A 13,435-nucleotide genomic window follows, 5' to 3' on the forward strand; every position below is an offset into this window, starting at 1 on the left:
TACTGATTCAGTAAACTGCCTTCCGTGCCGCTTCCTGGCCTGCTATTACTACGATATTTCCCGATCAGGATCACCGAATGAGCAAGCGAACCAGCCGTGCGAAGACGGCCTACGTCTGCAATGACTGCGGCGCTGAATACAGCAAGTGGCAGGGCCAGTGCGGCGCCTGTGGTGAGTGGAATACCCTCTCGGAAGTCCGCATTCCGGGTTCAAGTGGCGGTGAGGCCCGGGAAGCCCGTTTTTCAGGGTATGCGGGAGCAGCTTCGGCCATCCAGTCCCTGGAGGACGTGGATCTTACGGAAGAACCGCGCGTGGCCACCGGTATCGGGGAGCTGGACCGGGTGCTGGGCGGTGGCCTTGTTGCCGGTTCCGCCGTGCTGCTTGGTGGCCACCCGGGCGCGGGTAAGAGCACGCTCCTGCTGCAGATGCTCTGTGAACTGGCCCAGTCACAGCCCGTGCTCTATGTAACCGGCGAGGAATCCCTGCAACAGGTCGCGCTGCGGGCGAAGCGTCTGGGCCTTGGGGCCAGGGGCGTTCGCATGCTGTCCGAGACCGGGGTCGAACGCATGCTGTCGGTGGCGGAATCGGAAAAACCCGCCATATTGGTGGTGGATAGTATCCAGGTGATGCACGTGTCAGATGTGGAGTCCGCGCCCGGTTCCGTGGCCCAGGTGCGGGAAAGCGCGGCAACACTGACGCGCTACGCCAAGCGCAGTGGTGCGGTGTTGTTTCTGGTGGGCCACGTCACCAAGGAAGGCAGCCTGGCGGGCCCCAAGGTGCTCGAACACATGATCGATGCCTCCCTGCTTCTGGAAGGCTCCAGTGACAGCCGGTACCGGACCCTGCGCGGCATCAAGAACCGTTTCGGGGCCGTGAATGAGCTCGGTGTCTTTGCCATGCTGGAGCAGGGCCTGAAGGAAGTGCGCAATCCCAGCGCCATCTTCCTGAACCGGGGCAGCGAGGAGGCGCCCGGCAGTGCTGTCATGGTGGTGTGGGAAGGCACCCGTCCGCTGCTGGTGGAGGTGCAGGCGCTTGTGGACAGCGCCCAGGGTGGTTATCCACGGCGGGTCGCGGTGGGCATGGACCAGAATCGCCTGGCGATGCTCCTGGCTGTGCTGCATCGTCACGGGGGGCTGCATTGTGGCGACCAGGATGTCTTTGTGAACGTAGTGGGCGGCGTCAAGGTAACCGAGACCACGGCGGACCTGGCATTGCTGGCGGCGATTATCTCTTCATTCCGGGATAAACCGCTGCCCCGGGATCTGGTGATTTTCGGGGAGGTGGGCCTGTCCGGGGAGATCCGGCCGGTGCCCAGCGGCCAGGAACGTATCCAGGAGGCCGCCAAGCATGGCTTTCGCAAGGCCCTGGTGCCGGGCGCCAACGTACCCCGGAAACCGGGTGAATCCATGACCGTCACGGGCGTGAATCGCCTCAGCGAGGTCCTGGACGCCCTTGAGGCTTTGTGCGACTGAACAGGAGGGGAGTGAATGGCCGCTGATGAGGCGCAGGTTGTTACTGAAAGGCATGATGATCTCCTGTTGGTTCGCCTCAATCGTCCCGAGTCCCGCAATGCCGTGGACGGGCCAACCGCGGAGCGGCTCGCGGCCGCTTTCCGTGAGTTTGAGGCGGATGACGGGCTGCGGGTGGCCGTGCTTACGGGCAACGGGGCGCATTTCTGCGCCGGGGCGGACCTGAAGGGGGTTTCCGAGGGGGCCCGGGTCAACCGTCTTTCCCCGGAAGGCGACGGCCCCATGGGGCCTTCCCGGTTGCGGCTTACCAAGCCCGTGATTGCGGCGGTATCCGGCTATTGCGTGGCAGGCGGGCTTGAGCTGGCGGCCTGGTGTGACCTGCGGGTTGCCGATGACACGGCCGTTTTCGGGGTGTTCTGCCGCCGTTTCGGGGTACCGTTGATCGACGGCGGAACGGTGCGGCTGCCGCGTCTTATTGGCCAGAGCCATGCGATGGACATGATCCTTACCGGCCGGCCCGTTGAGGCGGATGAAGCACTGCGCATGGGCCTTGCCAACCGGGTTGTGACCCGGGGCGAGGCCATTGACCAGGCAATGACCCTCGCCAGGCAGTTGGCGGATTTCCCGCAGACCTGCCTCCGGGGTGACCGCCTGAGTGTCCTCGAGCAATGGTCGTTGCCGGAATCCGAGGCCCTGGCCAATGAGTTCCGCCATGGCCAGGCTACGCTGGCCTCTGGCGAGACCGTCTCGGGCGCGGGTCGTTTTGGTTCCGGGCAGGGGCGCCATGGGGCGTTTGAATAAAGCCGGTTTCTGTCTCGGGCTGGCACTGTGCCTGCTCTGGGCACCTCCGGGGTGGTCGGTAACGGAGGCATGCCGGGAAAGCCAGGTTCAGCCGGAAAATATCGACCTTGATCAGCCACGGGATCAACTGGCGCGTCAGTCGGATCTGATCATCCCGCCGGGGGCGACTATTGGTGAGGTTCAGGTCCACAACCGGCCGATTTTCGACACGGATAAACCGGGGCAGGACAATGCCCTGTACCGTTTGCTGAACTGGCTCAATGTGCCGACCTGGGATTCGGCACTGGCGTCACAGCTGGTGTTTTCCGAGGGCGATTATTACAGCCAGGACGACCTGTCCGAGTCGGAGCGTATCCTCAGAAGTCGACGGTATCTAACGGCAGCCTGGGTCAGCCCGATCCGGGTCTGTGGCGACCAGGTGGATGTGTCGGTTCTGGCCCGGGATACCTGGACGCTGTTCCCCAGCCTTGGGGTGTCGCGTTCGGGGGGTGAAAATACGGCGACCGTGGGAGTTTCAGATCCCAATTTCCTCGGTTCCGGCAAGAGCCTTTCCATCTCCCGGACCCGGGATGCGGATCGCAGCACCACCAGCTTCGTTGCTCATGATCCGAACCTTCTGGGGTCGCGCTGGGAAGCGCGCCTGGGGTACGCGGATCGCAGTGATGGTCGGGGCCGCAACCTGTCCATCGAGCGTCCCTTCTACAGCGAACAGGCTTTGTGGTCATTCGGAATTCAGGCTGCGGAGGATCGGCGTGAGGATGCGTTGTTTTTTGGCGGTGACAAGGTAAGCCATTTCGAGCGCGACAGCTCCAGCGCGTCCATCTCCTATGGGACGGCGCTGAGTCGCAGCGGGATGACTCAACCCCGTCTGTTGGCCGGTTACCGTTATGAAGAACAACGCTTCAGCCCCGTTGAGGGGCGTGTGGCACCCGATCCCTTTCCCGACGACCGCGTTCTGAGTTACCCATGGATCGGGTTCCAGTGGCGGCAGAACCGGTTCCACGAGACGGTCAACCTGACCCAGCTCCAGCGGGTTGAGGACGTACGCGACGGAATCGATTTCCGAACCGAGTTTGGCTATTCCGCCGAGGGGTTGGGCGCGAGTGAAGACCGGATCGTGGTGCAGCACCATTTCAGCGATTCCATTGTCGCAACACGCCGGAGTTTTGCGGATTACCGGTTCAGCCAGTCCGGCCATTACCGGCTTGACGAGGATCGGGTGGAGAATCTGACCGCTACTCTGCAGGGGCGATTTTTCTATGGGGGCGTCGATCGCTGGAGCAGCTGGTACAGCGTGCTTGAGTTTAGCGCGGCGCGGAACCTGACGGCCGATCAACAAATGACGCTGGGCGGTGACAACGGGCTGCGCGGTTATCCACGCCATTATCAGCAGGGCAATCGGCGTTTCCTGGGTACTCTTGAACGCCGCTATTTCCCGGACTGGCACCCATTCAGCCTGTTCCGTATCGGCGGTGTCGCCTTTTTGGACGTGGGCAGGGCCTGGTTTGACGACGGACGCCGTAACGGACCGGACGAAGGGGTTCTGACGGACCTGGGCGTTGGGCTGCGCCTGGCGTCCAGCCGGATCGAGGTGGATCGCATGCTGCACCTGGATTTTGCGGTTCCCCTGGATGGGGATGACAGGATTGACGGGTTCCAGGTGCTATTGAGGGGCCGGACGCGTTTCTGATCCGGATCCGACAAAGCCATTATTGGGCTTCTTCCGCGACCTCACGTATCAGGTCGGCGGTTCGCTCGGGCGCTTCGAGCATGGGGACATGGCCGATACCCTCAAGAATTTCCAGGCGCGAGTTGGGCAGGGCCTCCGCTACCAGTGACGCGTTTCGGACGCTGATGACCCGGTCTTCCGAGCCCCAGAGGACGAGGGTGGGAACCTTGATTCCAGACAGCATGCCGGCGAAATCCACCTCGGCGTCCTTACGGATATCGTTGAAGATCCTGGCGTTGATCTCGCGGTTGCCCACCGCCTTACGGGCCATGACTGAACTGATCGGCCAGGGAATGAAAGGCCGTTCTTCCATGACAAAATCCAGGAGCTCGTCATAGTCCGCGTGATTTTTGACGATCAGTGGGTTTTCACCCTTCTCGAGCAGGCCGTCGAGCCTGGAGGGGTGTTCGTGGATGCCGGCGGTATCGATCAGCCCGAGGCTCTGCACCTGCTCCGGGTACTCGGCCGCGAACACGGCCGCCACCGCGCCGCCCATTGAATTGCCCGCCACATGAGCCTGTTCAATATCGAGTTTTTCCATAATGGCGTCGAGGCGTCTGGCCTGCTCGGGAATGCGGTAGGAGAGGTCCGGATCCTGGACGCTGTCGCCGTGTCCCGGAAGATCCGGTGCGACAATGTAGAAGTCCTCATGGAGGTACTGGGAGAGGCGCAGCCAATTGGTGTTGTTGGCGCCAAAGCCGTGCACCAGCACGAGCGTTTCCCGGCCCTGGCTGTTGTCCCCGCGCAGCAGTGCAATCCGGCCTTCTTCAATCTCGATATGGTCCCGTTCCAGACCGGCCTTGCTTATTTCGCGGTTCATGGCGGCGTCGTGCAGTGATTGCTGCAGCCCTGAACAACCACTTAGCATTAAGGCCAACAGCAGGATGAGAGTGGGGTAGGCTGTTGGTTTCCGGCGTTCCATCATGCACTCTGTCCTTCTGGTGACCTCAGCGGGAAAGCGAACGGGCGCCAGCATATCGGGTTGCTGGACTGTAATCCAGTGCACCCGGCCCGTATCATCGAGCGCACCGGGAAGATCCCGCCGTTTTTGGGAACAGTTAATCATTCGGGGAAGGAAAAATTATGAACGAGAATGGATACGACCTTGTTGTCTTCGGCGCCACCAGTTTTGTGGGCCGGCTTCTGGCGGACTATCTGCTGCGCACCTATGGCGTCGGCCAGGAGCTGACCTGGGCGATTGCCGGGCGGTCCGAAAGTCGCCTGGAGTCTCTCAGGAAGGATCTTGGAACGGCCGCGCAGGACCTTCCGGTCATGGTGGCGGACGCCTCCGACGAGGCTGCCCTCAAAACAATGTGTGACCAGACGCGCGTGGTCATCTCCACAGTGGGACCTTACGCGCTTTTCGGTGAACCGCTGATCAGGGTCTGCGCCGAGACAGGCACGGATTACTGCGACCTGACCGGTGAAGTCCAGTGGTTGCGTGAGATGATCCATAAGTACCAGGCAACGGCGGAGTCCTCCGGGGCGCGCATCGTTAACTGCTGCGGCTTTGATTCCATTCCCTCGGACCTGGGCGTGTACTTCATCCAGCAGGAGGCCCAGGTTCGTTTCGGTCAGCCCCTGACGCGTCTCAAGATGCGGGTGAAAGCCGCCAAGGGTGAGTTTTCCGGCGGCACTGTTGCCAGCCTGCTGAACGTGGTCAAGGAAGCCTCCAGCAACCCGGAGCTGCGCAAGGAGCTGGCCAATCCCTATTCCGTCTGCCCGCCCAATCACGGCTTTACAGCACGTCAGCCCAACGTTAAATCGGCGGAGTATGACCGGGATTTCCAGGCCTGGACGGCGCCCTTCGTCATGGCCGCCATCAACACACGGGTTGTGCATCGCTCCAATGCCCTGTCGGGTAAAGCCTATGGCGCCGATTTCCGTTATGACGAGGCCATGATGACTGGCCGCGGCCTCAAGGGGCGTGCCGCGGCCCTGGGTGTTACCGGCGCCCTGGGTGGCTTCATGGTGGGAGCCGCGGTTCGTCCCACCCGCTGGTTGCTGGAACGCTTTGTTGTGCCGAAGCCCGGTGAAGGCCCCTCTCCAGAGGCGCAGGAGAAGGGTTTTTTCGACCTGCGATTCTTTGGTGAGACCCGGGATGGCGAGTCGCTGCGGGCGAAGGTCACCGGCGATCGGGATCCAGGGTACGGTTCCACCTCGAAGATGCTTGGACAGGCCGGGGTCTGTCTTGCCAAGGACCTGAAGGGTGAAGAGCTCCAGGGGGGATTCTGGACGCCGTCGACCGCCATGGATGGGCAGCTCCTGGAGCGTCTGCGGACCTATTCCGGTCTGGCGTTTGAATTGCTCGATGACTGACCGCGGGGTTGGTCAGGTGGTATCAACCTGCCTCAATAACTGACCGAGCATCCCCTCGGCCGCCTCGATGGGTGCGCGCCATTGCTCGTAGCTGCGCACCATCGAGGGCTCATGGGGTATTGGCGGTGTTTCCGCGCTGGCATCGGCCTGGTTGGCGGAATCCGCGATGAACGCCAGACGCTCGGGGTTGGCGCCGTAATTGTCCACCAGAAATTTGCTGATGGGCTCCTCCAGCGGCATGCGATAGATCTTGGTGAGGCGCAGGGCAATCAGTTCGGCTGCCGGCCCCAGGTCGTCCTTCAGTTCCTTGACCACGGCGTTGCCCAGGCCCGCCTTGGCGTCAGCGCTGAAGCCCATCTCAAGCCCTTCGAGATAGGCGCCCCGGCTGCTCTCGACGGCTCTCTGCACACTCGGGTTATCCAGGCCGATCAGGGGCTGCAGTATCAGGACCACCCGTATTGCCAGATGCTTGGCGTGCTGGGTGGAGAGGGGCAGGTCATGCCTGAGGACGCCTTTGGGCCCCTCTGAGAAACTGTGATCAGTCAGGTAGCGGACAAACTGGGCGGCAAAGTCCAGCTTCTGCTCGTCGCTGAGGGCAATCGTGTTCTCGCGGATTCGCAGGCCAGTCCCCCGACGCCTGGGACCGGAATCCTCGAGCAGGCGTTCGCGCATCAGGGTCCAACGCTCCAGAGCCCTGACATAGCGCACATAGCTTTCCTCGAGACGCGCAATCGCCTGTCGGGTCAGCTTCGCATAGCGCAGCGCCATTTTCAGGTTCCTCTGCGCGCCGGGGAGCTGATTCAGTTCGCTCTGGCCGGACCATTTCAACCGGCCAACAAGCCGGGTCAGGGCGGTGCTGGTTTCCTGGAGAAGGGTGTCGGTGTCTTTGTCCAGAACGGACATGGTCAGTGGTGTCAGGCGGCTGCTCACCAGGAAGTGCGCCAGTTCCCGCAGGTAGAGGACGGCCGAGGCCTTTACCTGGCGGTAGGCATTGTGGTGGCGCTCCAGCTCATCCAGGGTTTTGGCGAGTTGCCAGTCCCCTTCGTAGTCAATGATCAGGCGCGTGATTTCACGACCGCTCAACAACTCAAACGCCAGGCCGAGCACGTCCTCCACGTTGTCCAGGTCCATCAGTGACAGGTCTTCCTGATGGGCTGCAGCGTAGGTCTGGGTGATGAACTGATCGCCCCGGGTCAGGCCCTCATCCTGGGACGGGGCGATGCCCTGAAGCCGGTACTCCAGCAATTCCGCAATTTCCCCGGAATAACTCTTGAGCTGCTCCATGGCTGCCTCAATGTGTTCACTGAACTTATCGTTCAGGTCCCTGATCCGGCTGAACATGCCCGCCCTTCGAAATACTTCGATTTCCTCGGCAATGCTGGCGAGCGTGGCATCGTTGGTCAGATCCACCACGGCAACCGAGATCGCTGTTGAACCCAGATCCTGTTTGCGGAGCAGGATGGCAGCCGCGTCCTGTTGGCGTTGTGGTTTGGTCAGGGTGCTCAGGTGCAGGTCCCTGGCGGTGAAGATCAGGTCCGGAATCATGTCCAGGGTCCGGGTGATGTTGTTCCGGGCGCGGCCTTCCTTTCGCCCCCTTATGGTCTTGGCCATGATCCGAGCAATCAGTGCGATCAGTGCGGCAAGAATGACGTAGACAGCGAAGAACAGGTAGGTCTTGAACCCCACGGGCTCGCCGTAACCCAGAAGAGACCCTCCCTGGAGTGCCAGGAAGGTAACTGGACCGGCCGTCCACAGAAGCTGGGCGAAAGTGAGCACCCAGGGGACCTCGCGGGCACTGGAGACCAGGTCTTCAATGCGTGTGCGGCCCACCCGTTCCAGGTTGATGGATGACAGGTCCTTCGTGGCGCCCTGGTCTTCCACCTTTTTTTTATCGTTCAGGCGGTTCAGAAGCTGGTACAAGGCCGGTCCCGATACTGGTTTGTGTTGGTTTATCGCATTCTAGCAGTCAGCGGGCTGTGGTGCGGTTACAGCCAGGGCGCGTTGCTGGTTTCCATCCGGTAAAGCAGTTCGTCCATCAGCATTTCGGCCTCTGGCCTACGGATGAACGGCAGGAGGAAAGCGCCCGAGCCCAGTCGAGTGGCCAGGTTGGCAAGGCCCGCCCGCCGCTGGAGGGGGGAGTCATAGACGCGCACCTTCTGGGCACGGAACCCGGCGAATACCGTGTAATGACAGCCAAACAGACCTCCTCTGAGAATCAGGTATTCGCCATTGAGACACCACCCCTGGCGACGCCAGTTCAGCCAGATCAGCGCCGGCGGAAGTGGAGCGGTTGCCAGTATCCAGACGCTGGCGTCCTGGTACAGCGCGCCCAGTACGGCAGCCAGCCAGAGTCCGCCCCAGAACGCCAGCCGGGGCAGCATGTAACGCCAGCTCACACCGTTGAAACTCAATGCCTGCCAGGGTAACCCCGGCAGGAGGTGCGCCAGGAGTTGCCGCTGTTCCTCCGGGGTCAGGGCAGGGGCCATCAGGCGGTTACCACCGCCTTCGGGCTGATCCGGCTGCATCATCCCGATCTGGTGGCATGTCAGGTGATGACGCCCGAAAAGGCGGGCCACGAGACTCTGGGCAAGCCGGACATGCTGGATGCGGTACTGGCGCAGGCCCTGTTCACGCCGCGTAATGAGTCCGGAGTGGAGGCGGTAGCGATCCCCCGCCTTTTCCAGGCGGTACCCGTGATAGCGAACCAGCGCCATCACAACGGAGAACAGCGTCATGACGCCGAGGAGCATGATAATGCCGGCGACCACCAACCACGCCGGTGACACCGAATCCGGAAGTTGTTCGGCCAGTGCGCGCAGTGGTTCAAGATCGCTTCCCGCCTCCTCCACGCGGCGCGCGACCGCCCCCAGTACGGATGCCAGAATGGCCCCGCCCCAGAGTATGGCCGGACTGCTGATGCCATAGATCACCAGGTCCGAGGGGCGCCGGGACAGCAGGTGCTGCGGCACACTCTCGCCCTCCGCTTGCCTCCCGGAATCCTCGTCGGCATCCATGTCACCATGGGAGGCGAGTGCCCTGTCCCGGAGGATCTCCGCGTGTGCCGTCGGGATGCCGGGCAGGTGTACCTCTTCACTGCTTGAGCCGGCGGACTCGATGCTGAGTCGGGCGAGGCCAAAGGGGCGGAGGTAGAGCGGCGTTTCAATGCGGACATTCTGGATGCGGTCGAACTCCAGGGTCAGGTTCTGACGGGTAAAGACGCCCTGTTGCACCTGTATGGTGTCGGCGGAAACCCGATACTGGAAGCGGAGCCAGGCGAGCACCAGAAGTGCGAGGCCGGCCGCCAGCAGGGTTACGGCTGTGGTTGCCAGCATAAGCGGCGAGCGCTGGGCAAACGCGTAGGCCCCGGCCAGCAGGCCCAGAAGCGGCCCGGGGTTGGTGCCCGCGAGCTGGCGGATGAACGCAATGCCCTGGTGGATCATCGACAGCGGAGAGACCCGGGACCAGTCACTCACTTCATGCATCCCCGTCGTCTCCCTCCGTACCTGCGTCATCATCGGCCTGTTGATCAAGCAGGTGCTGGCGCAGTCGCTCGCCAAGCGCCTCGTTCAATCCCGGTATTACAAGATCGGCCTGTTGGCCGCCAGCGCCATAGCATTTAAGCGTCACGAGGCCGAACCACCGTTCCAGTGGGCCGTTTTCCGTTTCGATATGCTGTATGCGATTGCGGGGGATGACGGTTGTGCTTTTCCATAGCAATCCCTCGTGGAAAAGAAGATCCTGTTCCCGGACGGCGTAGCGCTTGACCCTGGCACTGGGATAGCCAAGAAAGGTGGGGATGCCCAATACAAGCCACAGGCCAAGAACCAGCGCAGGCTGCAGTGGTATGACGCCTGCCAGGGCCAGCGCAAGGCCCACAACGCCGGCGAACAGCCAGAAACCGGCACCGGAAATAAGGACCATGCGGGGGTAGGCCGGGTCGAGTGGTTGCCAGTGAACGTCGCGGACACTGGGCAGGTCATCGTTTGAGAGCGTATCGTTACTGAACAGGGCTATCGCTCCATTATCCGGTCTGGTCGTCATGGCTCAGGAGGCAGTATCGTGGGCACCCGTCGCTGCTTGCAAGTCATTATCCTTATTCTGGGATTCTCCCTGGTTGGATCAGTCCTGGCCAGCGGCGCCATTGTCCGCCAGCAATGGCAGGATTATGACTGGCCGGTTCCCGCGAGTTCCAGTGCGCAACTGGTAAGCCGGGCCCAGACGGCCGTGGCCTGGGTTGCAGAGGGCATCCCCGCGAGGCCCGCCTTCCACTACGATTACCAGCCCCTGCGCATCCGTTCCGGTGATCCCGCGCATAACGGTCACCTGCACAGGCTCTCGGTCGGTGTAGAGGGAGACATGGACCAATGGCAGCTGCAGGGTCGCATTGGCCTGCACGGCACCTCGAACATCTACAAATACCGGGAACCACATCGCGAGGCGGTGGTGGGGAAAGTGGTGCTCTGGCGACAGCTCGAAAACGCGGCTGTGCAGGCAATCGGGATTGGCGGAGATCATCGTTTCGGCCACTTCAGGTGGCTCCCCCGTCTTCTCTGGGAGCGGTCAATCTCCGGACATCAGCTTCGTCTGGATCTGCCCCGCGGGCTCTACTGGCAAGGACCCAGCAGGCGCTGGCAGTTCCGGGCCGAGAGACTGGGCGATAAATGGGGCGCGCTGAATGCTGACCGTGACTTCAAGAGTGCCATCTACCTGGAGGAATGGCAGCTTGTGCTCAGTCGCCGGTTTCCGGTGTTCAACCAGGGGTGGTTTGTAAAGCTGGGGCTGGGCATGAGCCTGGATACCCGGGTGCGATACCGGGAGAAGGACCGCCGCGAAGTGCGCCGGGATCTCGGTAATGCAGGCTTCGGGCTGGTCCAGCTGCAGTGGTGATCCATACTGGCAGGCAATGGACGGTTCCGACTGGGTCGATGTGGTAGACTCCCCTGCATTCATTCACGGTTTAATGGTGGAGTCTGAGCGACCATGTCTGCTAATTCCTATCCGCATCTTTTCCAGCCACTCGATCTCGGGTTTACCGAACTCAGGAATCGCGCCCTGATGGGCTCCATGCATACGGGGCTCGAGGATCGTTTCTGGAACCTGCACAAGATGGCGCGCTATTTTGCAGAGCGTGCCGAGGGCGGTGTTGGTCTGATGGTGACGGGCGGCTTCTCGCCGAATATGGTCGGCCAGCTGGCGCCACTGTCCTCGACCATGAACAACCCGGCCACGGCTCGTCTGCATCGTCATGTGACCGGCGAGGTCCACGATGCCGGTGGTAAGATCTGCCTCCAGCTGCTGCACGCCGGGCGTTACAGCTATCACCCCTTCAGCGTTTCGGCGTCGGCCATCCAGGCGCCGATCAATCCCTTCAAACCGAAGGCGCTCTCCACCCGGGGTGTGGAACGTCAGATCCGCGCCTTCGTGGATGCCGCCCGTTATGCGAAAACAGCCGGGTATGACGGCGTCGAGGTGATGGGCTCGGAAGGCTATTTCATCAACCAGTTCCTGTGCGGGCGCACCAACCAGCGCAAGGACAAATGGGGCGGCCCCTTCGAGCAGCGCATGCAGCTGCCCGTAGAGATTGTGCGCCGTATCCGTGAAGCAGTGGGTCCGGAATTCATCCTGATCTACCGTCTGTCCATGGCGGATCTGGTGGAGGGCGGCCAGAGCTGGGACGAGGTCCTGATGCTCGGCAAGGCCATCGAGCAGGCCGGTGCGACACTCATTAATACCGGGATCGGCTGGCATGAGGCGCGGGTGCCGACCATCGTAACCTCAGTTCCCCGTGGCGCCTTTACCAGCGTCACCGCCAAGTTCCGCGACGAGGTGGATATTCCGGTCATCACCACCAACCGGATCAATGACCCGCAGACTGCGGAAGATGTGCTGGCGCGTGGCGATGCGGACATGGTGTCCATGGCGCGGCCTTTCCTGGCCGACGGGGAGTTCATGCGCAAGGCGGAGCAGGGCCGCGCGGATGAGATCAATACCTGCATCGCCTGCAACCAGGCCTGCCTGGATCATGTGTTTGAAGCGAAAAAGGCATCCTGCCTGGTGAACCCGCGCGCGGGCCGCGAGACCGAGCTCAATCCGACGCTGGCAGCAGTGAGCCGGCAGATTGCGGTGGTGGGGGCCGGCCCGGCAGGGCTTGCAGCGGCCACGACCGCAGCGCGGCGCGGCCACCAGGTGACGCTTTTCGAGGCGGATCCGGTCATCGGCGGCCAGTTCAACTACGCCAAGCGCATCCCCGGCAAGGAAGAGTTTGCGGAAACCCTGCGCTACTACAACCGCCAGATTGAACTGCTGGATATCGACCTGAGGCTCAACACCCGGGCTGACGCAGATGCGCTGGAGAATGAAGGGTTTGATGAAGTGGTGCTGGCGACAGGGGTGAAACCGCGCACGCCCGAGATCGACGGGATTGACCATCCGAAGGTGCTGGGCTACCTGGACGTACTCAGACACAACAAGCCGGTCGGGAAGTCCGTGGCCATTCTGGGCGCGGGCGGCATTGGTTTTGACGTGGGCGAGTTCCTCACCCATGACTTCAAGCGCCATCCGGAAGGTGAACAGATGCCCGTTGCCGACTGGCAGAAGGAGTGGGGCGTGGATCCGACCTGGGAATCCCCAGGGGCGCTGACCGAACCCCATCCGGAACCCTCGCCGCGACAGGTCTACCTGCTCCAGCGCAAGACCTCCAAACCCGGCAAGGGGCTGGGCAAGACCACGGGCTGGGTTCACCGCGTTGCGCTGCGCAACCGGAACGTCGAGATGATCCCCGGCGTTACCTACAAGAAGATTGATGACGAGGGGCTGCACATCCAGGTCCAGACGGAGCAGGGCACGGAAGATCGCGTGCTGGCAGTGGATAACGTCGTGATCTGCACCGGTCAGCTGTCCTTCCGGGATCTCGCGGATGAGCTGACAGAGCGGGGCATGGTGACGCACCTGATAGGTGGCGCGGAGGTTGCTACCGAGCTGGATGCCAAGCGCGCCTTCCGGCAGGGGACCGAGGTGGCGGCGGCGCTTTAGCGAGACCCGTCATTCCCTCATTAAAAAGGGGGCCCGAAGGCCCCCTGAGGATGTGACGTCCCTGTCATGCCATGACCCTGAAGGG

Annotated in this window: 10 protein-coding genes; 6 read left to right on the plus strand and 4 right to left on the minus strand. The window is 62.2% G+C overall.

The window, feature by feature from the left end; translation table 11 throughout:
• The first annotated feature begins 77 nt into the window (after window positions 1-77).
• The 3 genes from radA to DES49_RS14850 are packed head-to-tail and all read left to right on the plus strand — an operon-like array spanning window position 78 to window position 3,960.
• A complete protein-coding gene (gene radA, locus DES49_RS14840) occupies window positions 78-1,472 on the plus strand; it encodes a DNA repair protein RadA (RefSeq protein ID WP_133737215.1) in 1,395 nt (464 codons plus the stop codon).
• A gap of 15 nt (window positions 1,473-1,487) precedes the next feature.
• Complete coding sequence (locus DES49_RS14845; protein WP_133737216.1) at window positions 1,488-2,270, plus strand: crotonase/enoyl-CoA hydratase family protein; 783 nt, start codon at window positions 1,488-1,490, stop codon at window positions 2,268-2,270.
• Window positions 2,254-3,960 (plus strand): BamA/TamA family outer membrane protein, encoded by a 1,707-nt coding sequence (locus tag DES49_RS14850; RefSeq protein ID WP_133737217.1) that lies wholly within the window; start codon window positions 2,254-2,256, stop codon window positions 3,958-3,960. Before DES49_RS14845 ends, DES49_RS14850 begins: the two co-directional genes overlap by 17 nt.
• Before the next feature lie 19 nt (window positions 3,961-3,979).
• Here the strand turns inward: DES49_RS14850 and DES49_RS14855 are convergent, their stop codons facing one another.
• A complete protein-coding gene (locus DES49_RS14855; RefSeq protein WP_166646099.1) occupies window positions 3,980-4,924 on the minus strand; it encodes an alpha/beta fold hydrolase in 945 nt (314 codons plus the stop codon).
• 158 nt (window positions 4,925-5,082) lie between these two features.
• Between DES49_RS14855 and DES49_RS14860 the strand changes: the two genes are divergently transcribed.
• On the plus strand, window positions 5,083-6,318 hold the full coding sequence (locus DES49_RS14860) for a saccharopine dehydrogenase family protein (protein WP_133737219.1): 1,236 nt from the start codon (window positions 5,083-5,085) through the stop codon (window positions 6,316-6,318).
• A 12-nt stretch (window positions 6,319-6,330) separates the two neighbouring features.
• On the opposite strand, the gene DES49_RS14865 is transcribed toward DES49_RS14860, so the two are convergent.
• The 3 genes from DES49_RS14865 to DES49_RS14875 form a co-directional block, all read right to left on the minus strand.
• Window positions 6,331-8,238, minus strand: a complete 1,908-nt coding sequence (locus tag DES49_RS14865) for a hypothetical protein (protein ID WP_133737220.1) — start codon at window positions 8,236-8,238, stop codon at window positions 6,331-6,333.
• Window positions 8,239-8,303: 65 nt separating this feature from the next.
• A complete protein-coding gene (locus tag DES49_RS14870) occupies window positions 8,304-9,800 on the minus strand; it encodes a PH domain-containing protein (protein ID WP_208297045.1) in 1,497 nt (498 codons plus the stop codon).
• Window positions 9,793-10,359 carry a PH domain-containing protein gene (locus tag DES49_RS14875; RefSeq protein WP_133737222.1) on the minus strand — a complete coding sequence of 189 codons (567 nt, stop codon included), beginning with the start codon at window positions 10,357-10,359 and terminating at the stop codon, window positions 9,793-9,795. Before DES49_RS14875 ends, DES49_RS14870 begins: the two co-directional genes overlap by 8 nt.
• 18 nt (window positions 10,360-10,377) lie before the next feature.
• On the opposite strand from DES49_RS14875, the gene DES49_RS14880 reads away from it, so the two are divergent.
• Window positions 10,378-11,205: a hypothetical protein gene (locus tag DES49_RS14880; RefSeq protein ID WP_133737223.1), complete on the plus strand. Its 828-nt coding sequence runs from the start codon at window positions 10,378-10,380 to the stop codon at window positions 11,203-11,205.
• Between the two features lie 93 nt (window positions 11,206-11,298).
• The gene (locus DES49_RS14885; RefSeq protein WP_133737224.1) at window positions 11,299-13,350 is read left to right on the plus strand and encodes an NADPH-dependent 2,4-dienoyl-CoA reductase; all 2,052 of its coding nucleotides are present in this window, start codon (window positions 11,299-11,301) and stop codon (window positions 13,348-13,350) included.
• Window positions 13,351-13,435: the final 85 nt, after the last annotated feature.

Origin of the sequence: Halospina denitrificans, from assembly GCF_004364635.1 — a bacterium.
GTDB classification, from domain to species: domain Bacteria; phylum Pseudomonadota; class Gammaproteobacteria; order Pseudomonadales; family Oleiphilaceae; genus Halospina; species Halospina denitrificans.

Bases quoted from the DNA above. Each gene is read 5' to 3' on its own strand.
- radA (WP_133737215.1), top strand. From the start codon at position 78: ATGAGCAAGCGAACCAGCCGTGCGAAGACGGCCTACGTCTGCAATGAC.
- DES49_RS14845 (WP_133737216.1), top strand. From the start codon at position 1,488: ATGGCCGCTGATGAGGCGCAGGTTGTTACTGAAAGGCATGATGATCTC.
- DES49_RS14850 (WP_133737217.1), top strand. From the start codon at position 2,254: ATGGGGCGTTTGAATAAAGCCGGTTTCTGTCTCGGGCTGGCACTGTGC.
- DES49_RS14855 (WP_166646099.1), bottom strand. From the start codon at position 4,924: ATGATGGAACGCCGGAAACCAACAGCCTACCCCACTCTCATCCTGCTG.
- DES49_RS14860 (WP_133737219.1), top strand. From the start codon at position 5,083: ATGAACGAGAATGGATACGACCTTGTTGTCTTCGGCGCCACCAGTTTT.
- DES49_RS14870 (WP_208297045.1), bottom strand. From the start codon at position 9,800: ATGCATGAAGTGAGTGACTGGTCCCGGGTCTCTCCGCTGTCGATGATC.
- DES49_RS14875 (WP_133737222.1), bottom strand. From the start codon at position 10,359: ATGACGACCAGACCGGATAATGGAGCGATAGCCCTGTTCAGTAACGAT.
- DES49_RS14885 (WP_133737224.1), top strand. From the start codon at position 11,299: ATGTCTGCTAATTCCTATCCGCATCTTTTCCAGCCACTCGATCTCGGG.